Here is a 24,446-nt window from a genome sequence, read left to right on the forward strand (position 1 = left end):
TTATGCTGAGCAAGAAAATTCGCAACATTCTGCTGTTCGCTGTCATTGCTGCGATTTTCGCGGCTGTTGGCTACTGGAACATCAGCCCGGAACGCTTCCTCGAGCGCCCGGTGGCGCAGGTCGATGAAACCCAGATCGACTACTACGCTATTAACGCCCACAGCATTCAGTACATGCCGGACGGCCGGGTCCAGTACGACCTGACCGGTGACAAGGTCGAACACCTCAAGGCTTCCGACGTGACCCTGGTGACCAAGCCCGACATGCACATCTACCGTGGCACGGTCTATCCCTGGCACGTCCAGAGCGAGCACGCCGAGGTCAACCCGGACGGCACCGAGATCGAACTGATCGACTCGGTACGGGTGGCGCGCACTGACGAACTACAGCGGGAAGTGATCATTACCAGCAGTCGAATGACAGTATTCCCACAGAAGCAATATGCGCAGACCGAGCAAGCCGTTAGAATCGACGGTGCCGACGGCGTGACCACTGGCAAGGGAATGAAAGCGTATTTGAACGACAGCCGGATACACCTGCTGTCCAATGTAAGAGGACAGTATGAGTCTCGTTAAAACCCTCCCTATTTTGCTTGGCCTGGGTGCGGCACTGGGAAGCGTGAGCGCCTGGGCACTGCCGACCGACAGCCAGCAGCCCATCCGCATCCAAGCCGACGACGCTCAACTGGACGACAAGCAAGGCATCGCCACCTACAAGGGCGATGTGGTCATTACCCAAGGCTCGATGATCGTCAAGGGCAACACCGTGACGCTGACCCGGACCAAGGACGGCGCCATCGACGTGGTGACCTCCGTGGGCAACCTGGCCTACTTCGAGCAACTGCAGAAAGTCGGCGATCCGAAGCCGGTGCAGGGCTATGGCGTGACCATCCAGTACCACGCTCAGCAGAACCGCATCATCCTGATCGACAAGGCCAAGGTGATCAACGACGGCAACACCACCGAAGGCGAGAAAATCGTCTACGACACGGTGAAGCAGATTGCCCAGGCCGGTCGCGCCAACGGTAGCGCGATCACCGCACCGCGCCCACGCATCGACATGGTCATCCAGCCGAAGCAGAAAACCGAACAGCAGAAGGCGCAGTAATGGCAACCCTGAAAGCCCAGCATCTGGCCAAGGCCTACAAAAGTCGCCAGGTGGTGCGTGATGTCAGCCTGTCGATCGACAGCGGGCAGATCGTCGGCTTGCTCGGCCCCAACGGTGCCGGCAAGACCACCTGCTTCTACATGATCGTCGGTCTGGTTCAGGCCGACCAGGGTCGCGTGCTGATCGACGACCAGGACGTCAGCCACCAGCCCATGCACGGCCGCGCGCGCGCCGGGATCGGCTACCTGCCCCAGGAAGCGTCGATTTTCCGCAAACTGTCGGTGGCGGACAACATCATGGCAATCCTCGAGACCCGCAAGGACATCGACAAGAACGCTCGCCGCAAGGAGCTGGAAAGCCTGCTGCAGGAATTCCACATCAGCCACATCCGCGATAACCTCGGTATGAGCCTGTCTGGTGGCGAACGGCGTCGCGTGGAAATTGCCCGCGCCCTGGCCACCGCGCCGAAATTCATCCTGCTCGACGAACCCTTCGCCGGGGTTGACCCGATTTCCGTAGGCGATATCAAACAGATCATCTATCACCTCAAGGCCAAGGGCATCGGTGTATTGATCACCGACCACAACGTCCGCGAGACCTTGGACATCTGCGAAACCGCCTATATCGTCAATGATGGACAGCTGATTGCCGAAGGCGATTCGGCCACCATCCTGGCCAACGAACTGGTCAAGGAAGTCTACCTGGGCCACGAATTCCGCCTGTAAACATCGAGGCAAAGGATCAAGCGCCAGAGCGCGCCCCGTTCAATAAAAACCACACAATTTTTATTGTTACAACGCTCTAGGCAAAGGCTCGGGTTTCAGGCATATAATTTGCTTATGTTTGGCGCCCCGGCGCCCTGTAGAGTGGATGGCGCATGCGCGCCGGCGAATAAGGTGTTAAGCCCCTGCCATGAAACCATCGCTAGTCCTGAGAATGGGCCAGCAGCTGACGATGACACCGCAGCTGCAACAGGCCATCCGCCTGCTCCAATTGTCGACCCTGGACCTTCAGCAGGAAATCCAGGAGGCCCTGGAGTCCAATCCGATGCTCGAACGCCAGGAAGAAGGCGACGACTTCGACAATACCGACCCGCTGGCCGACAACGCCGAGCACAAACCCAACACCGAGGTCGAAGAACCGTCCTACCAGCAGGAAACCGCGCCGACGGTGGACAATCTCGAGGAAGGCGACTGGAACGAGCGCATTCCCAACGAGCTGCCCGTCGACACCGCCTGGGAAGATGTCTACCAGACCAGCGCCAGCAGCCTGCCAAGCAACGATGACGACGAGTGGGACTTCACCACCCGCACCTCGGTCGGCGAGAGCCTGCAGAGCCACCTGCTCTGGCAACTGAACCTGGCACCGATGTCCGACACCGACCGGCTGATCGCCGTAACCCTGATCGACTGCATCAACAATCAGGGCTACCTGGACGAGACCCTCGAGGAAATCCTCGACGCCTTCGACCCGGAGCTGGATATCGAGCTGGACGAGATCGAAGCGGTGCTGCATCGCATCCAGCAATTCGAACCGGCCGGCATCGGCGCGCGCAACCTCGGCGAATGCCTGTTGCTGCAACTGCGCCAGCTGTCGGCCCGCACGCCTTGGCTGGCCGAAGCCCAGCGCCTGGTCAGCGACTACATCGATCTGCTCGGCAGCCGCGACTACAGCCAGTTGATGCGGCGCATGAAGCTCAAGGAAGACGAACTGCGCCAGGTCATCGAACTGGTCCAGAGCCTCAACCCGCGCCCGGGCTCGCAAATCGAGTCCAGCGAAGCCGAATACGTGGTGCCGGACGTGATCGTGCGCAAGGACAACGAGCGCTGGCTGGTGGAACTGAACCAGGAATCGGTACCCCGCCTGCGGGTCAACCCGCAGTACGCCGGTTTTGTCCGGCGTGCCGACACCAGCGCCGACAACACCTTCATGCGCAACCAGTTGCAGGAAGCTCGCTGGTTCATCAAGAGCCTGCAGAGCCGCAACGAAACCCTGATGAAGGTCGCCACCCAGATCGTCGAGCACCAGCGCGGCTTCCTGGAGTACGGTGACGAGGCGATGAAACCGTTGGTCCTGCATGACATCGCCGAAGCGGTGGGCATGCACGAATCGACGATTTCCCGGGTGACCACGCAAAAATTCATGCATACCCCCCGCGGTATCTATGAACTGAAATACTTTTTCTCCAGCCACGTCAGCACCTCCGAAGGCGGCGAATGCTCGTCCACGGCGATCCGCGCGATCATCAAGAAACTGGTTGCAGCGGAAAATCAGAAAAAGCCGTTGAGTGACAGCAAGATCGCTGGTTTACTGGAGGCACAAGGCATTCAGGTGGCCCGTCGTACCGTCGCCAAATACCGTGAGTCCCTGGGGATCGCCCCCTCCAGCGAGCGGAAGCGACTGATGTAGTGGACGGGGCCGCGTTACAGCGTCTGGGCTGCTTTCTGAAAGTCGCCGATCGGTGACTTTCAGGGCGTAGCACTGTGGCAGGCAATCGCCTGCCGCGTTATGCACTGGCAACGAAGGAGAAGCTGTATGCAAGTCAATATCAGTGGACACCAACTGGAAGTGACCGAACCCCTGCGTGCTTACATCGGCGAGAAACTCGACCGACTGGAGCGTCATTTCGACAAGATCACCAACGTACAGGTGACCATGGCCGTCGAAAAACTGAAGCAGAAAATCGAAGCCACCTTGCATATCCACGGCGGTGAAGTGGTCGCCAACGCCGAGCATGACGACATGTATGCGGCGATCGACCTGCTTACCGACAAGTTGGACCGACAACTGAAAAAGCATAAGGAAAAGAACCTGCACCTGCTCCAAGGTACAGGTCGCTGATACCCATCCATGATCCGACTTGAAAGCATCCTGACCCCCGGCCGTTCCTTGGTGAACGTGCCGGGCGGCAGTAAAAAGAAAGCCCTCGAGCAAATTGCCAACCTGATCAGCCAGGAAGTTCCTTATCTGGCGATGCAGGATGTCTTCGACAGCCTGATCGCGCGGGAAAAACTCGGCTCGACCGGTTTCGGCAATGGCATTGCCATCCCGCACTGCCGCCTGAAGGGTTGCGTGGCACCCATCAGCGCCCTGATGCATCTGGACGCCCCCATCGATTTCGATGCCATCGACGGCGCGCCGGTTGACCTGCTGTTCGTCCTGCTGGTCCCGGAAGCCGCCACCGATGCCCACCTGGAGCTGCTACGGCAGATTGCCAGCATGCTCGACCGCAAGGACGTGCGTGACAAGCTGCGCGGTGCAACCTCCAACCAGGCCCTGTATCAGGTGGTCCTGGACGAGCAGAGTGGTCACTGACCATGCGCTTGATCATCGTCAGTGGTCGTTCCGGCTCGGGTAAAAGTACCGCCCTCGATGTCCTCGAGGACAGCGGCTACTACTGCATTGACAACCTACCGGCCGGCCTGTTGCCGGAACTGGCCGAGCGCGCGCTGATCCATACCGAGCTGGCGCAACCGCTGGTGGCCGTTTCCATCGACGCGCGCAACCTGCCCAGCCACCTGTCGCGCTTCCCGGAACTGCTCGATGAAGTGCGCAGCCGGCACATCCAGTGCGATGTGCTGTACCTGGACGCCGACGAAGAAACCCTGCTCAAGCGTTTTTCCGAAACCCGTCGCCGCCACCCGCTGAGCAATGCCAATCGTTCCCTGGCCGAGGCCATTCGCGACGAAAGCAACCTGTTGGGGCCGATCTCGGACCTGGCCGACCTCAAGGTCAATACCACCCACCTGAACCTCTACCAACTGCGCGACACCATCAAGCTGCGCCTGCTGAACCAGCCGGAACCAGGCACCGCCTTCCTGGTCGAATCGTTCGGCTTCAAGCGCGGAATGCCGGTGGATGCCGACCTGGTGTTCGACGTACGTTGCCTGCCCAACCCCTACTGGAAACCGGAATTGCGCGAGCAGTCCGGGCTCGACCAACCGGTGGCCGAATACCTGGCCGCACAAGCCGACGTCGAGGAAATGTACCAAGATATTTCCAGTTATTTGCTCAAATGGTTGCCGCGTTTTGCCGCCAGCAACCGGGCTTATGTCACTATTGCCATCGGCTGCACGGGCGGGCATCACCGCTCCGTCTACCTCACCGAACGCTTGGGCAAGGCCCTGCAACAATCCCTGAAGAACGTCCAGGTCCGCCACCGCGACCTTAGCTGAAAGGACCACCACCGCGATGCCCGCTCTGGAAATTGAAATCATCAACAAACTGGGTCTGCATGCCCGCGCTTCGGCGAAGTTCGTCGGCGTGGCCGGCCAGTTCCCCTGCCAGATCCGCGCCGGGCGTACACCGGAAAGCATGGTCGACGGCAAGAGCATCATGGCCATGATGATGCTCGCGGCCGGCAAAGGCACCAAGATCCACCTGAAGACCGAAGGCGAGCAGGAAGACGATGCGATGGCCGCGCTGGTCAAGCTGATCAACAACTATTTCGACGAAGGCGAATAACGCCGGCCTGCCCCGTACTCTGTAGGAGCGAGCTTGCTCGCGATGGTAGCCCTGACACCAAGGGGCACCAGGTTCCCCGCATTATCGTTGACGTCCATCGCGAGCAAGCTCGCGCCTACACCCTTCGCCAACAGGCGTTTCAGTCAGGCCATTGCGGGCGTGTAAAACGCCACAAAAAAGGCGCGCCATCCAACGGATGGCGCGCCTTTTTAATCAGTGCAATCAGCTACCGGCGACGGTCATCCGCTCGATCAATACCGAACCGGTACGGATATGGCTGCGCAGTTCCAGATCGCTGCCCACCGCGACGATCTGCTTGAACATATCGCGCATATTGCCGGCAATGGTCACTTCCTGAACCGGGAACTGGATTTCGCCATTCTCGACCCAGAAGCCCGCCGCACCGCGCGAATAATCCCCGGTGACCATGTTCAGGCCATGGCCCATCAACTCGGTCACCAGCAGGCCGCGGCCCATGCGCCGGATCAGCGCGTCCTGGTCCTCGACCCCATGGGTGACGAACAGGTTGTGCACGCCACCGGCGTTGGCCGTGCTCGGCAGGCCCAGCTTGCGGCCCGAGTAGGTACCCAGCACGTAGGAGACCAGGGTGCCATTTTCGACGAACGGCTTGGCATAGGTCGCCAGGCCGTCGCCGTCAAAGGCCGAGCTGCCCATGCCCTGCATCAGGTGCGGACGCTCGTCGAGGGTCAACCATTCCGGGAACAGGCGCTGGCCCATTGCCCCTTCGAGGAATGACGACTTGCGGTACAGGTTGCCGCCGGAGATTGCCGAAAGGAAATTGCCGAACAAACCACCGGCCAATTCCGCCGAGAACAGCACCGGCACTTCGCAGGTCGGCACCGGGCGCGCACCCAGGCGGCTGGCCGCCCGCTGCGCGGCCTTGCGGCCAATGCCCGCGGCATCCGCGAGCAATTCACCCTGGCGATTGACGTCATACCAGTAATCGCGCTGCATCTGGCCATCGCCTTCGGCGATCATCACGCAGCTGAGGCTGTGCCGGGTCGAGGCCGAGCCGCCGATAAAGCCGTGGCTGTTGCCATACACACGGCAACCCTGGGACGTACTCAGGGTGGTGCCGTCGGCATTCTTGATCCGGCTGTCGGCGTCGAACGCCGCCGCTTCACAGATCAAGGCGCGCTCGATGGCCTGCTCGGGTGTGATGTCCCAGGCATGGAACAGGTCGAAGTCCTTCAGCTCCTTGGCCATCAGGGCGGCATCAGCCAGGCCCGAGTGCTGGTCTTCCGAGGTGTGCTGGGCGATGGCCAGGGCCGCCGCCACGGTTTCGCGAATCGCCTCGGGACCGCTGGCCGAGGTGCTGGCCGACCCCTTGCGCTGCCCCACATACAAGGTGATGCCGAAGCCCTGGTCGCGGTTGAACTCGACGGTTTCAACTTCCCGCTGGCGCACCGAAGTCGACAACCCCTGTTCCAGGGACACTGCCACTTCACAGGCACTGGCGCCCTGGCGTTTGGCTTCGGCGAGAATCTGCTCGACCTGCTCCTGCAGGACCGGCAACGCCTGCGGGCCGACGCTTTGTGCTGAACTCATGGCTTTCTCCACTCAAATTCTGCTTTCGGTCAAGGTCTTCGAGCGACCGGGCCGGACAAGCGGCCCCCGACTGGTTATCATGGCGACGTTTCTTTGCGGACTGCCACCATGGTTGATTCTTACGACGACTCCCTCGATGGGGAGAAAAGCAAAACCCAGGTCAAACGCGAGCTGCATGCTCTGGTTGATCTCGGCGAGCGCCTGACAACACTCAAGCCCGACTTGGTGGCAAAACTGCCACTGACCGACGGCTTGCGCCGTGCCCTGGCCGAAGCGCCGAAGCACACCGCGAATATCGCGCGTAAACGGCATATCCAGTTCATCGGCAGGCTGATGCGCGACCAGGACACTGACGCCATCCTGATGTTGCTCGACCAACTCGATGCCTCCACCCGGCAATACAACGAACGCTTCCACAATCTCGAACGCTGGCGCGATCGCCTGATCGCCGGCTCCGACGATGTCCTGGAAAAGTTCGTCGTCGAATACCCGGACGCTGATCGCCAGCAACTGCGTTCCCTGATCCGCCAGGCTCAACACGAGCTTGCGCAGAACAAAGCGCCGGCCGCCAGCCGTAAAATCTTCAAATACATCCGTGAGCTGGACGATACTCAACGCGGTCTGCGTTGATCTTCGCCCCGGGTGAGTCGCCTTGGCGCTCACCCGACGCTCCACCTCTTCCTACGACCCCGTGCCACCCACGGTGATAGCATCGATCTTCAAGGTCGGCTGACCGACACCCACCGGCACCGACTGCCCATCCTTGCCGCAGGTCCCCACGCCGCTGTCCAGCGCCAGGTCGTTGCCGACCATCGACACCCGACTCATGGCTTCCGGGCCGTTGCCGATCAGGGTCGCGCCCTTGACCGGTGCGGTGATCTTGCCGTCTTCGATCAGGTAGGCCTCGCTGGTGGAGAACACGAACTTGCCACTGGTGATATCGACCTGGCCACCACCGAGGTTGGCGCAGTAGATACCGCGTTTCACCGAAGCGATGATTTCCGCCGGATCGCTTTCACCGCCCAGCATGTAGGTGTTGGTCATGCGCGGCATCGGCAGGTGCGCGTAGGACTCGCGACGACCGTTGCCGGTCCGCGCCACGCCCATCAGCCGGGCATTGAGCTTGTCCTGCATATAACCTTTGAGCACGCCGTTTTCGATCAGCGTGGTGCACTCGGTTGGCGTGCCTTCGTCATCGACGCTCAGGGAACCGCGCCGGCCCACCAGGGTACCGTCATCGACGATGGTGCAGAGTTTCGAGGCGACCATTTCGCCCATCCGCCCGCTGTAGGCCGAACTGCCCTTGCGGTTGAAGTCGCCTTCCAGGCCGTGGCCGACCGCCTCGTGCAGCAGCACCCCGGACCAGCCGGAACCGAGCACCACCGGCAAGGTACCGGCTGGCGCGGGAATCGCCTCGAGGTTGACCAGCGCCTGGCGCAAGGCCTCGCGGGCATACCCCATGGCCCGGTCTTCAGTCAGGAAATAACGATAGTCGGTACGCCCGCCGCCGCCGTGACCGCCGCGTTCGCGACGACCGTTCTGCTCGACGATCACGCTGACATTGAAGCGCACCAGTGGCCGCACATCCGCCGCCAGGCCGCCGTCGGTGGAGGCAATCAGAATCCGCTCCCAGACCCCGGCCATGCTCACCGAGACCTGCTGGATACGCGGATCCAGGGCCCGGGTGGCGACATCGACCCGCTTGAGCAACTCGACCTTCTCGGCCCGGCTCATGACGTCCAGCGGGTTGTCCGGCGCATACAACTGCGTGACATCCTGGCTGCTGAACACCTGCACCTTACCATGCTGCCCGGCCCGGGAAATCGAGCGCGCGGCACGCGCCGCCGAGCCCAGGGCTTCGAGGGTGATCGCGTTACTGTAGGCAAAGCCGGTTTTTTCGCCGGACTGGGCGCGCACGCCGACACCCTGGTCAAGGTTGAAACTGCCTTCCTTGACGATGCCGTCTTCCAGGGCCCAGGACTCGGAAATCTGCCCCTGGAAATACAGGTCGGCGGCATCGATGCCCGGCCCGGCCAGATCGCTCAGCACTGCTTGCAGGCTTTCGATGGTCACGCCACCCGGCGCCAACAGGTGTTCGCTGACTGAGGACAACAACTCGCTCATAGTTTTGCGCCTTATTTCGTCATTCCGATGCAGGTCGCTGCGCGCCCTGCGAGAAAAAGCGCCGATGGCTCACCACCGGCATCCGCGCCCGGATGGACGCCTGTTCATTACTGTCGCGTTCGGCCAGCAACACCGCTTCGCCTTGATCCTGTTCGGCGACGATACGCCCCCATGGGTCGACAATCGCCGCATGGCCGAAGGTTTCCCGTGGCCCCGGATGCACCCCACCCTGGGCCGCCGCCAGCAGGTAGCACTGGGTCTCGATGGCCCGGGCGCGAATCAGCACCTCCCAATGCGCCGCACCGGTCACGGCGGTAAAGGCCGAGGGCGCGCTAATCAATTCGGCACCGGCCTTGCGCAACTCGCTGTAGAGCTCGGGAAAGCGCAGGTCGTAACACACGCTCAGACCCAGGCGCCCGACCGGGGTGTCGGCCACCACCACCTGGCTGCCATAAGCATAGTCATCGGATTCGCGATAACGCCCGCGCGTGTCCGCCACGTCCACATCGAACAAATGCAGTTTGTCGTAACGTGCCACCGCCTCGCCCTGCTCGTCGATCAACAGCGAACAGGCGTTGGCCTTGGCATGCGGCTGGTCGACGGGCGGCAACGGCAAGGTGCCCGCCACTATCCATAACTTGAGGTCGCGGGCGGCCTGTTTCAACCAGGGCAGGATCGGTCCTTCGCCCAAGGCTTCGGCCCGACCGATCTCGGCGATGTCACGACGCCCCATGGCGGCGAAATTTTCCGGCAGCACGGCCAGCCGCGCTCCGCCTTCGGCAGCCCGCTCCAGCAGCGCGCGCGCCTGGGCCAGGTTGGCCAGGACATCGCTCTGGCTGACCATCTGGATGACGGAAAAGGTCATGGCGCACTCCTTCAAAGACATAGCGTCATGCTACTCCATGCAGCTGCACGCCCAGTACGAAAAATGCCAGCGCAACCGATTTGCGCCGGGGCCTTACTTCGACTTGTCAAACGGCTTGTCGAAAGTGATCTTCGGTTCTTTCCAGGGGCCCGTGACGCTGTATTTGACGCTGGCGAAACGCGCTACGCGGTCGCCGATCAACTTGTCGATCAGGAACAGTGCGCCGCCGATGGCCGGCGCGCCGACGATCAACGCGGCAATCGGCAGATTGTTGGTCACCGGCAAGGTCACCAGCAGCTTGGCATCGACCCGATCGGCGACCATATCGAGGGTGCCGTTGAGCTCCAGGTTGCTCGAAGGCCCGGTCAGGGTGATCGGCATGCGCGTCACATACACGCCATCGCTGGCCACCAGCAGGCCCTTGACCCGGTCGTAGCTCAGGCCTTTGCCCAGCAGGTCGGAAAAGTCCAGGCGCAGGCGGCGACCGATGGAGTTGAAGTTCAACAGGCCAAATACCCGCAGGGCCTGGGCACCGCCATCGGCCTCAACGAACTGGCCCTTGTTCAGGGTTGCATCGATACTGCCCGAGAAGCGCTTGGGCCCGACCCAGGCCGGCGAGCCGGGCCAGCGGCCGTCGACGTCGACGTGGAAATCCTCACTGGTGACGGTCGGGGCAAAGCTCCAGGCCTTGAGCACGTCCGCCAGGTTCTTGCCCTCCAGGCGCCCGTTGAACCAACTGCCGCTGCTGCCCGGTAGTCCTTCCCAACCGCCGGAACCTTGCAGCAGCATGCCCTTGAGGCCAAGATTGAGATCATTGAGCTTGATGCCCGTGGGGGTCGGACGCGCCTTGAGCGACCAGGCACCCACCAGGTCATTGCCCTGGAACAGTTGCTCGATGCTCAGGTCCACGGATGGAATCTGCCGCGGATCGACCGACGCCAACGGATCCGGGGCATTCTCATCCGCCACCACGCTCGGGTCCGGCGCCGGCAAACGCACATAGGCCAGCTTGACGCCAATCGGCACACCTTTGGTATCCGGCAAGGTCACGCTGCCCTTGACCTGCTGGCTGTCGATCTGCAAGCCCCAGGCATTGGCGCTACGGGCCATCTGCAGATTCACCTGGTCGAACTGGATACCGAAAGCACTGAGCTTGTCGACCTTGACATCCTCGCTGCTGAGCAATTGCTTGGCACTGCCGCCCGGATCCTGCCCCACATAACGGTCGGCGACGGCCTGCCAGGACTCCAGGTCGAGCTCCGACAATACCCCGCGGACTCGCAGGCCCTTGGTCGCCGGTAGTTGGGCATCGCCTTCACCGAGGAGCAGTTCACCACGCCCCTCGCCGAACCTGCCGCTCGGCGCGGCAAAGGTGAAGTTGGCCAGGGTGCCGTAATCGAACCAGTAACGCCGTTCGGCGCCTTGCAGGGTCATGCGGAACACGCTGTCGCGGCCCTGGCTGGCCGGCATGCCGAACGGCGCCGGCAAGTCGACGGCAACGCCCTTGAGGTTGGAGTTGATCATCAACTGGCTGTCGGCGCCGTCCAGGGTCAGTTGCAACTGGTAAGGCAGGTCGCCCGAGACCGGCAACGCCTGGCCGACACCCAGCCAATCGCCGAGTTTCTTGATCGCCACCTGCCCCTTGGCCACCACCCGGGTATTGAGACTGCCCGCTTTGCCGTCGGCGAAAATCTGCGCGCTGATGGGCCGCTCGAATGCCTGGGCACTGATGTTTTCGGCACTCAGCCCCTTGGTGCTGTCGAAGCGGAAGCTCCCCTTGAGCTGGCTCAGTTCCAGGGCCGGATCAGGCAGCTTGAGCGTGGCCTTGTCGGTCTTGAAATCCACCAGGATCTTCGGTGCCTCGGCCTTGACCAGCGGCACATCGAGGCTCACCTTGCCCGACAGGTCACCTGTGGCCTGCCAACCGGCAAAGGTCGCGGCGGTGCCGATCGGCGCTTCCTGGAGAATCTTCAGACCGTCGCCCAGCCCACCGGCAAAGTTGCCGTCAAGCAACATGCGGCTGTGCTGCCCACTCGGCACATGGGGAATATTGACCACGATGTCGCTGACCTGGGTGTTGAGCAACTGGCCTTCGCTGGCCTTGATCCGCACCCCGCTGTCTTCGATGAAGACATCGCCCTTGACCTTGCTGACATGCGGCCAGCCCGGCTGGAACGCCAACTCCGTATCATGGACTTTGAAGAACAGGCTGATATTGCGCGCCGCGGCCGAGGCGTCGTGGTTCAGCGACCCCTGGTACTGGAAGAAGCCCTGCTCCACCGCGCCATGCAGGATCGAGCTGCGCAACCATTCGTCCAGCGTCGGGCTCAACACCGCCGGCAGGTACTTGGACGTGAAGCGACCTTCGCCATCCACCAGGCCGACCCGCAGATCCATGTAGTCTTCCGTGCCTTGGGCGAAGTGCAGGCGAATGAGGAAATCGGCGGCGATCCTGCCCTCTTCCCCGAGCACCTTGATGTAGGGCGCAATCAGGGTGAAACCTTCCTGGTCCAGGCGCCAGGTCAGGCGTGCATTGGCTTGCAGGTACTGCCAGGGGTTGTTGAAGATCGGGTACAGATGCAGGGAAAAATCCTTGCTGTCCATCCGCAGTTCGCCCTGGCCGAGGTCGCCGCTGATGCTGCCGCTGACGTTACGCGCCGCCGGGGCGCCATGGTAGGCGTCGAAACCGACCCGCTCCAGGTTCGCGGCGAAACTCAGCTTTTGATCACCGGTTTCTTCAGGGCGGTAATCCAGCAGCACATTGCGCAAGGCGCCGCTGACTTTCAGGTGATCGATAGCCGTGGCCAAGCCCTCGGGCAAGGGTGCCAGGGCATCGAGCAAGGGGGTGATCGGCGTCAGGTCGAGGCGATCGGCCTGCAGGTGCCAGTGCTCCGACGCCTTGTCAGTGGCGGCAAGTTGCTGCAATTGCAGATGGCTTTCCCAGCGCGTCTTCCCCAGGTTCATGGCCAGGGAATTAAGCTGCACGTCAAAACCCTGTCCGGTGTGCTGGACATAGGCGTTGAGGGCCAGGTTGTCGATGCTCACCGCCTTGCGCTGGGCATAGGCGCCCTGGAATTGCGGCGCATTGAGCCGGACCACGGCGTTCTGCACCGTGCCATTGGCCCAGTTCAACCAGAACTCGCCACCGGCCTTGAGCTCGGTGATTTTCATTTGCCCGCTCAGCCGCGCCGGCAGCCAGCGCGCCCAGTCGCTTTGCGGCAGGCTCAGGTAGGCCTGCGCGCTGCCGTTGCGCCAGTCGCTGGCGCGCAGGCGGGTTCTCAGGTTCAGGGCCACCGGCTGGCCGTCGGGCAAATTCAAGCGCAGGTCGAGGCGTTGGCGCGACACACCGCTTTCCAGGTTGAGACCGACATAAGTGAGGGTCAGCGGCGACTCGCCGAATGGCTGCAAGGTCACCTGACTGTCGAGCACCGAGAGCTGCTTGATCATCTGCCAGCGGGTCAGCAGCTGCGCGGGGTCCAACGGCTGATCGTCCTGGACCGGCAAGCCCTGGAGAGCCCAGTGGCCGTCCTGGTCTTCCTTCAGGCTCAGTTGCAGGCCGCCCAGTTCAAGATGGGCGATCCGCACTTCGCGAGCCCGCAGGCTGGCCCAGAGATCGGGCACCACCTGGACCTTGTCCAGCAACAACATCGACGCGCCCTGGCCGACCTTCACGTCGTGGGCCAGCAGCACCGGGGCCAGGCCGTGCCAGCGCCCTTCCAGGCTGCCGATGGACAGCGGCAGCCCCACGGCGGCCTGGGCCCTGCTTTCGATCTCGGCGCGATACTCGGCCACCAGCGGTACCAGTTGCCGGCCCAGGCTGACATATAACGCCACCAGCACCAGCAGCAACGCACAGAGGCCCATGCTCCAACGGGTCAAGCCGGCAACAAAGCGTGTCAGACGCTCCATGTCAGTGCCCCCTCAGGCAAGGTTCAATGAACAGGCCGACGCAGGACCGGGCTAGCAGGTTCTCAGTACAGGAAATCAGAGCAGCACCACGTCATATTGTTCCTGGGAATACATGGTCTCGACCTGGAAACGAATGGTGCGGCCGATAAAGCCTTCCAGCTCGGCGACATTGCCGGACTCTTCGTCCAGCAGGCGGTCGACGACCTTCTGGTTGGCCAACACTCTATAACCTTCGGCCTGGTAGGCGCGGGCTTCACGCAAAATTTCACGAAAAATCTCGTAGCAAACCGTTTCCGGGGTCTTCAACTTGCCACGCCCCTGGCAACTGCTGCAGGGCTCGCACAGCACCTGCTCAAGGCTTTCGCGAGTGCGCTTGCGGGTCATCTGCACCAGGCCCAGCTCGGTGATGCCGATGATGTTGGTCTTGGCGTGATCGCGCTCCAGTTGTTTTTCCAGGGTCCGCAGGACCTGGCGCTGGTGCTCCTCGTCTTCCATGTCGATGAAGTCGATGATGATGATCCCGCCGAGGTTACGCAGGCGCAGTTGCCGGGCAATCGCGGTGGCCGCTTCGAGGTTGGTCTTGAAGATGGTTTCTTCGAGGTTGCGATGGCCGACGAAAGCACCGGTGTTGACGTCGATGGTGCTCATGGCTTCGGCCGGGTCGACCACCAGGTAGCCGCCGGACTTGAGCGGGACCTTGCGTTCCAGGGCCTTCTGGATCTCGTCCTCGACGCCATACAGGTCGAAGATCGGCCGCTCGCCGGGGTAATGCTCCAGGCGGTCGGCGATTTCCGGCATCAGTTCGGCGACGAACTGCGTGGTCTTCTGGAAAGTTTCCCGCGAGTCGATACGAATCTTCTCGATCCTCGGGCTGACCAGGTCGCGCAAGGTGCGCAGGGCCAGGCCCAAGTCTTCATAGATCACGCTGGGGGCGCCGATGGTCTTGATCTGCGCGCCGATCTGGTCCCAGAGGCGCCGCAGGTAACGGATGTCCATCATGATCTCGTCGGCCCCGGCGCCCTCGGCCGCCGTGCGCAGGATAAAGCCGCCGGCTTCGGTGATGCCTTCACGGGCCACGCAATCGCTGACCACCTGCTTGAGGCGCTCGCGCTCGGCTTCGTCCTCAATCTTCAGGGAAATGCCGACATGCGCGGTACGCGGCATGTACACCAGGTAACGCGAGGGGATCGACAGTTGTGTGGTCAGGCGTGCGCCCTTGGTGCCGATGGGGTCCTTGGTGACTTGCACCACCAGGCTCTGCCCTTCGTGCACCAGCGCGCTGATGCTCTCCACCGCCGGCCCTTCGCGCATGGAAATTTCCGAGGCGTGGATAAACGCCGCCCGGTCCAGGCCGATATCGACGAACGCCGCCTGCATGCCCGGCAACACCCGCACCACCTTGCCCTTGTAGATATTGCCGACAATTCCGCGTTTCTGCGTACGCTCGACATGAACCTCTTGCAACACGCCGTTCTCTACCACCGCCACGCGCGATTCCATCGGCGTGATGTTGATCAGGATCTCTTCACTCATGGCTGGGTCTCGTTCAGGCGCTTTCACAATAAAGTTGCCGTATCGCGGGCGTGCGGCAATCAGCGCACGACAAGGTTTTGCCAACAGGGTATGCCGAAATGGCCAAGCAGTTCTGCGGTTTCGCACACGGGCAGGCCGACCACGCCGGAATAACTGCCGTTCAGCCCCGCCACGAACACCGCCGCCAGACCTTGAATAGCATAGGCGCCGGCCTTGTCCCGTGGCTCGCCGCTGGACCAGTAGAGATGAGCTTCTTCCGAGTTTATCGGGCGAAATCTCACCAGACTGCGTACCACCCGCGACTCGCAGCGCTCACCGTCGAGCACGGCAATGGCCGTCAGCACTTCGTGTTCGCGAGCGGACAAAGCCTGCAACATGGCCAGCGCATCGGCTTCATCCACCGGTTTACCGAGAATCCGACCATCCAGGACCACGGCGGTATCGGCACCCAGCACGCAGGTACCGGCCGCGGCTTGCCCGGCACCCAGGCGCGCACGCCCGGCCGCGGCCTTGCTTCGCGCCAGACGCTCGACGTAGGCCAGCGGGCTTTCATCGGACAGCGGGGTTTCATCGACCTCGGCACTGATGACGCTGAACGGCACGCCGATCTGCGTCAGCAGTTCACGCCGACGCGGTGAGCCGGAAGCCAGGTAGAGCGAGGTCATCGAGACATCTCCATGTCGGGGCTCTTTATAGGAGCTATGTCAGCAGAGTCAGCAACTCACCCGGAAATGACCGGCGAGATCCCGTCAGTTGATTTTGTAGCGGCGCCGCAGTCCGCGCAGACCGAAGCTGACCCAAGGCCAGAGCAAGGCGCTGACCAGGGCCGGCAGCACCAGCGCCAGGGTCGGTTGGCGATTGCCGGTCAAGGCGCTGAGCCAGAGTTGCACCAACTGCGCCAGGCCGAAGATCACCAGGAGCACCAGGCTCTGTTGCCACATCGGGAACATCCGCAGACGTTGTTGCAGCGACAGCACGAGGAAAGTGATGAGGGTCAGGATCAATGCGTTCTGCCCCAGCAGGGTGCCGTAGAGCACGTCTTCGGCCAGACCCAGCAGGAACGCGGTGACCATGCCGATCTTGTGCGGCAGGTACAGCGCCCAGAACGCCAGCAACAGCGCCAGCCACAACGGGCGCAGGATCTCCATGAACTGTGGCAGCGGCGAAACGCTGAGCAACAGGCCGATGGCGAAGGTCAGCCAAACGATCCAGCCATTGCGGGAAAAGGTACCAGCCATTATTCCTCCGTCCGGGGGGCTGCCCGTGGCGCCGCTGGCGGTTTGCTGGCGGCGGGTTTGGCAGCGGTTGGCTTGACGGCATGGGCCGCCGGCTTGGCCGGGGTTGTCGGCGCAGCGGCAGCAGAGGCCGGTGCGGCCGGTTTGGCCGGGGTCACTGGCGCGGCAGCCGGCTTGGGCACCGTGGCCGGCACTAGCGGCGCGCCGTCACCGCCCTGGCGTTCCGCTTCCTGGGCCTGGGCGGCTTCGTTGGCACGTTCTTCCGGGGTCCGGCTGTCGCTGAACACCAGCAACAGGTAACGGCTGCGGTTCAACGCAGCAGTCGGCACGGCGCGGACAATGGCGAAAGGCTGGCCGGAATCGTGGATCACTTCCTTGACCGTCGCCACCGGGTAGCCCGCCGGGAACCGCTGGCCCAGGCCGGAACTGACCAGCAGGTCGCCTTCCTTGATGTCAGCGGTGTCGGCCACGTGGCGCAGTTCCAGGCGCTCGGGATTGCCGGTACCGCTGGCAATCGCCCGCAGGCCGTTGCGGTTGACCTGCACCGGAATGCTGTGGGTGGTGTCGGTGAGCAGCAGCACGCGCGAGGTGTAGGGCATCAACTCGACCACCTGGCCCATCAGGCCACGGGCATCGAGCACCGGTTGGCCGAGAACCACGCCATCACGTTCACCCTTGTTGATGATGATGCGATGGGTAAAGGGGTTGGGGTCCATGCCGATCAGTTCGGCGACTTCGACCTTCTCGTTGACCAGCGCCGAGGAGTTGAGCAACTCGCGCAGGCGTACGTTCTGCTCGGTCAAGGCCGCGAGTTTTTGCAGGCGCCCTTGCAACAGCAGGTTTTCGGTCTGGAGTTTTTCATTTTCGGCGACCAGTTCGGTACGACTGCCGAACTGACTGGCCACACCTTGCCACAAACGTTGCGGCAGGTCGGTGACCCAGTACGACTCCATCAGTACCAGCGACATCTGGCTGCGTACCGGCTTGAGCAGCGTGAAACGGGCATCGACCACCATCAGCGCGACCGACAGCACGGCCAGCACCAACAAGCGCACGCCCAATGAGGGGCCTTTGGCAAAAAGCGGTTTAATGAGCCGCTCCTCCCAGGCAATGAGTCATTTTATTCATACGGCATCACACCGGCCTGGATGAAGTTGACAGAAGATAAACGCAACAGGCAGCACTGCAAATGCAAAGTGCTGCCTGCGCGCGGAACAGCATAGAGCTTCTCAGCGAACTTACTCGCTGGAAAGCAGATCCATGGTGTGCTTATCCATCATTTCCAGGGCGCGACCGCCGCCACGGGCGACGCAGGTCAGCGGGTCTTCGGCCACGATCACCGGCAGACCGGTTTCCTGGGCCAGCAGCTTGTCGAGGTCACGCAGCAAGGCGCCACCGCCGGTCAGCACCAGGCCACGCTCGGCGATGTCCGAGGCCAGTTCCGGAGGCGACTGCTCCAGGGCGCTCTTCACCGCCTGGACGATGGTCGCCAGGGATTCCTGCAGGGCTTCCAGGACTTCGTTGGAGTTCAGGGTAAAGGCACGTGGCACGCCTTCAGCCAGATTACGCCCGCGGACGTCGACTTCACGGACTTCGCCACCTGGATAGGCAGTACCGATTTCCTGCTTGATGCGCTCGGCGGTGGATTCACCGATCAGGCTGCCGTAGTTGCGACGCACGTAGGTGATGATCGCTTCGTCGAAGCGGTCGCCGCCAACCCGTACGGATTCGGCATAGACCACGCCGTTCAGGGAGATCAGTGCGATTTCAGTGGTACCACCACCGATATCGACCACCATCGAACCACGGGCTTCTTCCACCGGCAGGCCGGCACCGATCGCAGCCGCCATCGGCTCTTCGATCAGGAACACTTCACGGGCACCGGCACCAAGGGCCGATTCACGGATGGCCCGACGCTCGACCTGGGTCGATTTGCACGGCACGCAGATCAGCACCCGAGGGCTGGGCTGCAGGAAGCTGTTTTCATGCACCTTGTTGATGAAGTACTGGAGCATCTTTTCGCAGACGCTGAAGTCGGCGATCACGCCGTCTTTCATCGGACGAATGGCCGCGATGTTGCCCGGCGTACGGCCGAGCATGCGCTTGGCCTCGGTGCCGACGGCGACGACGCTCTTCTGGTTGCCATGGGTGCGAATCGCAACAACCGATGGCTCATTCAGGACGATACCGCGCTCGCGCACGTAGATAAGGGTGTTGGCTGTGCCCAGGTCGATGGAGAGATCGCTGGAAAACATGCCACGCAGTTTCTTGAACATTGGAAAGGGACCCTGGGCAACGCGTGGGTAAAAAAGTGCGGCAAACTCTAACAACGACGGGGATTTTGGGCAAGGCGCCAATATGTTAAATTAGGCGTTTTTCCGAGCACCATCCCATACAATCGCGGCCATGTGACCGTAGAAATGCGGTAGTGTTCCGACAATCGTAAGTCGCGCCCGCACTTATTGACACTCTTTATTGTGTATTGCCTAACCGAACGGACCCCTTCCGTCCGGTTTTCCACTGGAGATCCCCATGGCGCTTGAACGCTCCGACGTGGAAAAAATCGCTCACCTGGCCCGCCTGGGCCTGGTCGAAGCCGATCTTCCACGCACCACCGAAGCCCTGAACAGCATTCTGGGCCTGGTCGACCAGATGCAGGCTGTCGATACCAGCGGCATCGAACCGCTTGCCCACCCTCTGGAAGCGAATCAGCGCCTGCGCGCCGACGTCGTCACCGAGCGAAATCACCGCGAGGCTTATCAGTCCATCGCGCCAGCGGTCGAAAACGGCCTGTACCTGGTTCCGAAAGTCATCGACTAAAGGGAAAGAGCCTGCAATGCATCAGATGACCCTGGCCGAGATCGCCCGTGGCCTCGCCGACAAGAAATTCTCCTCCGAAGAGCTGACCCGGACCCTGCTGGCGCGCATCGCCCAGCTCGACCCGCAGCTCAACAGTTTTATCAGCCTCACCGAGGACCTGGCCCTGAGCCAGGCCAAGGCCGCCGATGCCCGCCGTGCCGCTGGCGAGAACGCGGCCCTGCTCGGCGCGCCGATCGCCCACAAGGACCTGTTCTGCACCCAGGGCATTCGCACCAGCTGCGGCTCGAAGATGCTCGACAACTTCAAGGCGCCCTATGACGCCACCGTGGTTGCCAAGCTGGCCGCCGCCGGCACCGTGACCCTGGGCAAGACCAACATGGACGAATTCGCCATGGGTTCGGGTAACGAGTCGAGCTACTACGGCGTCGCCCGCAACCCGTGGAACCTGGCACACGTGCCGGGCGGTTCGTCTGGCGGTTCGGCCGCGGCAGTTGCCGCGCGCCTGCTGCCGGCCGCCACCGGCACCGACACCGGCGGATCGATCCGCCAGCCGGCGGCGCTGACCAACCTCACCGGGCTGAAACCGACCTACGGTCGTGTTTCGCGCTGGGGCATGATTGCCTACGCTTCCAGCCTCGACCAGGCTGGCCCGCTGGCCCGCAGCGCCGAAGACTGTGCCCTGCTGCTGCAAGGCATGGCCGGCTTCGACCCGCAGGACTCCACCAGCATCGACGAGCCGGTACCGGATTACTCCGCCAGCCTCGGCACCTCGATCCAGGGCCTGCGCATCGGCGTGCCGAAGGAATACTTCAGCGCCGGCCTCGACCCGCGCATCGCCGAACTGATCCAGGCGAGCATCAAGGAGCTTGAGAAACTGGGCGCGATCGTCAAGGAAATCAGCCTGCCGAACATGCAGCACGCGATTCCCGCGTACTACGTGATCGCCCCGGCGGAAGCCTCGTCGAACCTGTCGCGCTTTGATGGCGTGCGTTTCGGCTATCGCTGCGAAGATCCGAAAGACCTCACCGACCTGTACAAGCGCTCCCGTGGCGAAGGCTTCGGCGCGGAAGTCCAGCGGCGCATCCTGGTCGGTGCCTACGCGCTGTCGGCCGGCTACTACGACGCCTACTACCTGCAAGCACAGAAGATCCGTCGTCTGATCAAGAACGACTTCATGGCCGCCTTCAACGAGGTCGACGTCATCCTTGGCCCGACCACCCCGAACCCGGCGTGGAAGATCGGCGCGAAGAACAGCGACCCGGTCGCCGAGTACCTGGAAGATTTCTACACCGTCACCGCCAACCTCGCGGGCCTGCCGGGCCTGTCCATGCCGGCCGGTTTCGTCGACGGCCTGCCGGTGGGCGTGCAACTGCTGGCCCCGTATTTCCAGGAAGGCCGTCTGCTCAACGTTGCGCACCAGTATCAGCTCAACACTGACTGGCACACCCGCACACCCCAGGGGTTTTGAAGCTGCTGCGCTCGGTAATGCTGCGTTGAAAACTGACTCGTAATGCTCATTGACTAGAGTCAACTCCGCTTACTCGTCAGTTTTCGCCTTGCCTTACCTTCGCTCGCGACGTTTCAAAAAACCCTGGCAAGACTTTGAGGAATAACACCATGCAATGGGAAGTCGTGATCGGGCTGGAGATTCATACCCAGCTCGCCACCCAATCGAAGATTTTCTCCGGTAGTGCCACTACCTTCGGTTCCGAGCCGAACACCCAGGCGAGCCTGGTTGACCTGGGCATGCCCGGCGTCCTGCCGGTGCTGAACCAGGAAGCGGTGCGCATGGCGGTGAAATTCGGCCTGGCGATCGACGCCGAGATCGGCCAGCACAACGTGTTCGCGCGCAAGAACTACTTCTACCCGGACCTGCCCAAGGGCTACCAGATCAGCCAGATGGAACTGCCGATTGTCGGCAAGGGCCACCTGGACATCACCCTGGAAGACGGCACCGTCAAGCGCGTCGGGATTACTCGGGCGCACCTGGAAGAAGACGCCGGCAAGAGCCTGCACGAGGATTTCAGCGGCGCCACCGGCATCGACCTGAACCGTGCCGGCACGCCGCTGCTGGAAATCGTTTCCGAACCGGACATGCGCAACGCCAAGGAAGCCGTGGCCTACGTCAAGGCGATCCACGCCCTGGTGCGCTACCTGGGCATCTGCGACGGCAACATGGCCGAAGGCTCGCTGCGTTGCGACTGCAACGTCTCGGTCCGGCCCAAGGGCCAGGTCGAGTTCGGCACCCGCTGCGAGATCAAGAACGTCAACTCGTTCCGTTTTATCGAGAAGGCGATCAACACCGAAGTGCAGCGCCAGATCGAACTGATCGAGGACGGCGGCCGGGTGATCCAGCAGACCCGCCTGTACGACCCGAACAAGGACGAGACCCGTGCCATGCGCAGCAAGGAGGAAGCCAACGACTACCGTTACTTCCCCGATCCAGACCTGTTGCCGGTGGTCATTGAGGATGCCTTCCTCGATGAAGTCCGCGCGCAACTGCCGGAGCTGCCACCGCAGAAACGCGAGCGCTTCCAGGCACAGTTCGGCCTCTCGGTCTACGATGCCAGCGTGCTGGCTTCCAGCCGCGAGCAGGCGGACTACTTCGAAAAAGTCGTGAGCATCGGTGGCGACGCCAAGCTGGCGGCCAACTGGGTCATGGTCGAGCTCGGCAGCCTGCTGAACAAGCTGGGCGTGGACATCGACCAGGCACCGGTCACGGCCGAGCAACTGGGCGGCATGTTGCTGCGGATCACCGACAACACCATCTCCGGCAAGATCGCCAAGATGGTCTTCGAAGCCATGGCCAACGGCGAAGGCAGCGCGGACGAGGTGATCGAGGCCCGTGGACTGAAGCAGGTCACGGACAGCGGTGCCATCGAGAAGGTGCTGGACGAAGTGCTGGCGGCCAACGCCGAGCAGGTCGAGCAGTATCGGGCGGCGGATGAAGCCAAGCGCGGCAAGATGTTCGGCTTTTTTGTCGGCCAGGCGATGAAAGCCTCCAAGGGCAAGGCCAACCCGCAGCAAGTCAACGAACTGCTGAAAAGCAAGCTCGAAGGCTGATAGCGGTCAGGCTCTCAAGGGCGCTAGAAGCTTCGCGGGCAAGCTCCGCTCCCACAGGATCGAGTCGTACACAAAGTTTGTGTTCACCGTCGAACTGTAGGGGCTTGGCTTGCCTGCGATGAGGTCCTCAAGGGCGCTAAAAGCTTCGCGGGCAAGCTCCGCTCCCACAGGATCGAGTCGTACACAAAGTTTGTGTTCACCGTCGAACTGTAGGCGCCTGGCTTGCCAGCGATGAGGTCCTCAAGACCACTGCAAACCCCACAGGCAAACCGTTAGAGGACACCCGATGAAGCGTCTGCTCGCCGCCCTTGCCTTCCTCAGCCTGCTGGCCGGCTGCGCCAGCCACGACATCAACCCGCGCGGCTATGACGAAACCGGCATGGCCTCGTATTACGGCGCCAAACACCAGGGCAAACGCACCGCCAGCGGCGAACCCTTCAACCCGCATGCAATGACCGCCGCCCACCGCCAACTGCCCTTCGGCACCCGGGTCAAAGTCACCAACCTGGCCAACGACAAATCGGTCATAGTGCGCATCAACGATCGCGGCCCGCACACCCGTGGGCGCCTGATCGATCTTTCACGCGAAGCGGCCACCCAATTGGGTATGCTGCAAGGCGGCACTGCCCGCGTACGCATCCAAAGCCTCGACGACTGACCGCTGGAGCCCCGCCATTTTCGGATTGACCACCCTTCCCTGGCTAAGCCTGATTCAACTGAGCGGCGGCCTGTTGCTGCTGATCGTCGGCGCCGAACTGCTGGTGCGCCCCGCCGTGCGCCTGGCCGCGAGCCTGGGGGTCAGGCCGCTGCTGATCGGCCTGAGCGTCGTCGCCTTCGGCAGCAGCGCACCGCAGTTGGCGGTCAGCGTGCAGGCGGCCGCGGCCGAGAATGCCGATATTGCAGTGGGCAGCGTGATCGGCAGCAATATCTTCAATACCCTGGTCACCCTGGGCCTCTCGGCGCTGATCATACCGTTGCGGGTTTCGCGCCAGTTGATCCGCCTGGATATCCCGTTGATGATCCTCGCCAGCCTGCTGGTGTTCGGCCTCGCGTTCAATGAAGAATTGGGGCGCCTCGACGGCCTGGTGATGCTGGGCGCCTTCGCGCTGTACCTCGGCCTGCTGCTGCGCCAGTCCCGCCATCAGCACCGTGGCGCGCCGCCGCCCAGCGCCACACACAAATCCGCGCCCTGGCTGAGCAGCCTGGCGTGGATGGGCCTGGGCCTGGCACTGCTGGTGGTGGCCGGGCACCTGCTGCTGGACGCCGCCGTCGACGTGGCCACCGAGCTGGGCCTGTCCGAACGCATCATCGGCCTGACCGTGGTGGCGGTCGGCACCTCGCTGCCGCAACTGGCCACCTCGCTGATCGCCGCCATGCGCGGCCAGCGGGATATCGCCGTGGGCAATGTGATCGGTGGCAACCTGTTCAATCTGCTGGGGGTGCTCGGCCTCACCGCGCTGCTCGCCCCCACGCCGCTGTCGGTGTCGCCCAACGCCCTGGCCTTCGACCTGCCGGTGATGCTTGGCGTGGCCATGCTGTGCTGGCCGGTATTCTATTCCGGCTACCGCATCACCCGCGCCGAAGGCCTGTTGTTTCTGGGCTTGTATCTGGCCTACGGCCTGCACATGGTGTGGTTCACCACCGGCATGCCGATGGCGGACAGACTGGAACGCCTGATGCTGTTTTTCATCCTGCCGGCGCTGCTGGCGTACCTGCTGTTCAGTACGTTCAGGGCCTGGCGTCGCCAACACTCATAG

23 protein-coding genes are annotated in these 24,446 nt (G+C 62.5%); 14 read left to right on the forward strand and 9 right to left on the reverse strand.

Going from position 1 to position 24,446, the window contains the following annotated elements; genetic code table 11:
* Positions 1-2: 2 nt before the first annotated feature.
* The 8 genes from lptC (at position 3) to AC07VG_RS21815 (ending at position 5,571) form a co-directional block, all read left to right on the forward strand.
* Positions 3-575: an LPS export ABC transporter periplasmic protein LptC gene (gene lptC / locus AC07VG_RS21780; RefSeq protein ID WP_103498072.1), complete on the forward strand. Its 573-nt coding sequence runs from the start codon at positions 3-5 to the stop codon at positions 573-575.
* Positions 562-1,107, forward strand: a complete 546-nt coding sequence (lptA, locus tag AC07VG_RS21785; RefSeq protein ID WP_248794845.1) for a lipopolysaccharide transport periplasmic protein LptA — start codon at positions 562-564, stop codon at positions 1,105-1,107. Before lptC ends, lptA begins: the two co-directional genes overlap by 14 nt.
* The gene (gene lptB, locus AC07VG_RS21790) at positions 1,107-1,832 is read left to right on the forward strand and encodes an LPS export ABC transporter ATP-binding protein (RefSeq protein ID WP_495001129.1); all 726 of its coding nucleotides are present in this window, start codon (positions 1,107-1,109) and stop codon (positions 1,830-1,832) included. The genes lptA and lptB overlap by 1 nt, the downstream gene beginning before the upstream one ends.
* A 187-nt stretch (positions 1,833-2,019) precedes the next feature.
* Positions 2,020-3,516, forward strand: a complete 1,497-nt coding sequence (locus AC07VG_RS21795) for an RNA polymerase factor sigma-54 (protein WP_495021863.1) — start codon at positions 2,020-2,022, stop codon at positions 3,514-3,516.
* 126 nt (positions 3,517-3,642) lie between these two features.
* Positions 3,643-3,948, forward strand: coding sequence for a ribosome hibernation-promoting factor, HPF/YfiA family (gene hpf / locus AC07VG_RS21800; protein ID WP_017126531.1), 306 nt, complete (start codon positions 3,643-3,645; stop codon positions 3,946-3,948).
* Positions 3,949-3,957: 9 nt separating this feature from the next.
* Entirely contained in the window at positions 3,958-4,422 is a 465-nt protein-coding gene (gene ptsN / locus AC07VG_RS21805) for a PTS IIA-like nitrogen regulatory protein PtsN (protein ID WP_495001131.1), read from the forward strand.
* Between the two features lie 2 nt (positions 4,423-4,424).
* A complete protein-coding gene (gene rapZ, locus AC07VG_RS21810; RefSeq protein WP_495001132.1) occupies positions 4,425-5,282 on the forward strand; it encodes an RNase adapter RapZ in 858 nt (285 codons plus the stop codon).
* Positions 5,283-5,298: 16 nt separating this feature from the next.
* The gene (locus tag AC07VG_RS21815; protein ID WP_177093208.1) at positions 5,299-5,571 is read left to right on the forward strand and encodes an HPr family phosphocarrier protein; all 273 of its coding nucleotides are present in this window, start codon (positions 5,299-5,301) and stop codon (positions 5,569-5,571) included.
* A 222-nt stretch (positions 5,572-5,793) separates the two neighbouring features.
* On the opposite strand, the gene pmbA is transcribed toward AC07VG_RS21815, so the two are convergent.
* Positions 5,794-7,140: a metalloprotease PmbA gene (pmbA, locus tag AC07VG_RS21820; RefSeq protein WP_495001133.1), complete on the reverse strand. Its 1,347-nt coding sequence runs from the start codon at positions 7,138-7,140 to the stop codon at positions 5,794-5,796.
* Between the two features lie 108 nt (positions 7,141-7,248).
* On the opposite strand from pmbA, the gene yjgA reads away from it, so the two are divergent.
* Positions 7,249-7,770, forward strand: coding sequence for a ribosome biogenesis factor YjgA (gene yjgA, locus AC07VG_RS21825; protein WP_495001134.1), 522 nt, complete (start codon positions 7,249-7,251; stop codon positions 7,768-7,770).
* Between the two features lie 51 nt (positions 7,771-7,821).
* Here the strand turns inward: yjgA and tldD are convergent, their stop codons facing one another.
* The 8 genes from tldD to mreB form a co-directional block, all read right to left on the reverse strand.
* Positions 7,822-9,264 carry a metalloprotease TldD gene (gene tldD, locus AC07VG_RS21830; protein ID WP_495001135.1) on the reverse strand — a complete coding sequence of 481 codons (1,443 nt, stop codon included), beginning with the start codon at positions 9,262-9,264 and terminating at the stop codon, positions 7,822-7,824.
* 19 nt (positions 9,265-9,283) lie between these two features.
* A complete protein-coding gene (locus tag AC07VG_RS21835) occupies positions 9,284-10,129 on the reverse strand; it encodes a carbon-nitrogen hydrolase family protein (RefSeq protein WP_495021864.1) in 846 nt (281 codons plus the stop codon).
* 93 nt (positions 10,130-10,222) lie between these two features.
* Complete coding sequence (locus AC07VG_RS21840) at positions 10,223-14,038, reverse strand: YhdP family protein (protein WP_495021865.1); 3,816 nt, start codon at positions 14,036-14,038, stop codon at positions 10,223-10,225.
* A gap of 75 nt (positions 14,039-14,113) precedes the next feature.
* Complete coding sequence (gene rng / locus AC07VG_RS21845; RefSeq protein WP_495001138.1) at positions 14,114-15,571, reverse strand: ribonuclease G; 1,458 nt, start codon at positions 15,569-15,571, stop codon at positions 14,114-14,116.
* A gap of 59 nt (positions 15,572-15,630) precedes the next feature.
* The gene (locus AC07VG_RS21850; RefSeq protein WP_495001139.1) at positions 15,631-16,236 is read right to left on the reverse strand and encodes a Maf family protein; all 606 of its coding nucleotides are present in this window, start codon (positions 16,234-16,236) and stop codon (positions 15,631-15,633) included.
* An 84-nt stretch (positions 16,237-16,320) separates the two neighbouring features.
* Positions 16,321-16,809: a rod shape-determining protein MreD gene (gene mreD, locus AC07VG_RS21855; RefSeq protein WP_218223558.1), complete on the reverse strand. Its 489-nt coding sequence runs from the start codon at positions 16,807-16,809 to the stop codon at positions 16,321-16,323.
* Complete coding sequence (mreC, locus tag AC07VG_RS21860) at positions 16,809-17,897, reverse strand: rod shape-determining protein MreC (RefSeq protein WP_495021891.1); 1,089 nt, start codon at positions 17,895-17,897, stop codon at positions 16,809-16,811. Before mreC ends, mreD begins: the two co-directional genes overlap by 1 nt.
* Positions 17,898-18,044: 147 nt before the next feature.
* Positions 18,045-19,082, reverse strand: coding sequence for a rod shape-determining protein MreB (gene mreB / locus AC07VG_RS21865; RefSeq protein WP_002555108.1), 1,038 nt, complete (start codon positions 19,080-19,082; stop codon positions 18,045-18,047).
* 256 nt (positions 19,083-19,338) lie between these two features.
* On the opposite strand from mreB, the gene gatC reads away from it, so the two are divergent.
* From gatC to AC07VG_RS21890, 5 genes are all read left to right on the forward strand, one after another.
* Entirely contained in the window at positions 19,339-19,626 is a 288-nt protein-coding gene (gatC, locus tag AC07VG_RS21870) for an Asp-tRNA(Asn)/Glu-tRNA(Gln) amidotransferase subunit GatC (RefSeq protein ID WP_191485694.1), read from the forward strand.
* A 16-nt stretch (positions 19,627-19,642) separates the two neighbouring features.
* On the forward strand, positions 19,643-21,094 hold the full coding sequence (gene gatA / locus AC07VG_RS21875) for an Asp-tRNA(Asn)/Glu-tRNA(Gln) amidotransferase subunit GatA (RefSeq protein WP_495001140.1): 1,452 nt from the start codon (positions 19,643-19,645) through the stop codon (positions 21,092-21,094).
* A gap of 134 nt (positions 21,095-21,228) precedes the next feature.
* Positions 21,229-22,689, forward strand: a complete 1,461-nt coding sequence (gene gatB / locus AC07VG_RS21880; protein WP_495001141.1) for an Asp-tRNA(Asn)/Glu-tRNA(Gln) amidotransferase subunit GatB — start codon at positions 21,229-21,231, stop codon at positions 22,687-22,689.
* 286 nt (positions 22,690-22,975) lie between these two features.
* Positions 22,976-23,347, forward strand: a complete 372-nt coding sequence (locus tag AC07VG_RS21885) for a septal ring lytic transglycosylase RlpA family protein (protein WP_495001142.1) — start codon at positions 22,976-22,978, stop codon at positions 23,345-23,347.
* A 49-nt stretch (positions 23,348-23,396) separates the two neighbouring features.
* Positions 23,397-24,446, forward strand: a complete 1,050-nt coding sequence (locus AC07VG_RS21890; protein WP_495021892.1) for a calcium/sodium antiporter — start codon at positions 23,397-23,399, stop codon at positions 24,444-24,446.

It is taken from the genome of Pseudomonas sp. GW821-FHT03C07 (genome assembly GCF_059420925.1).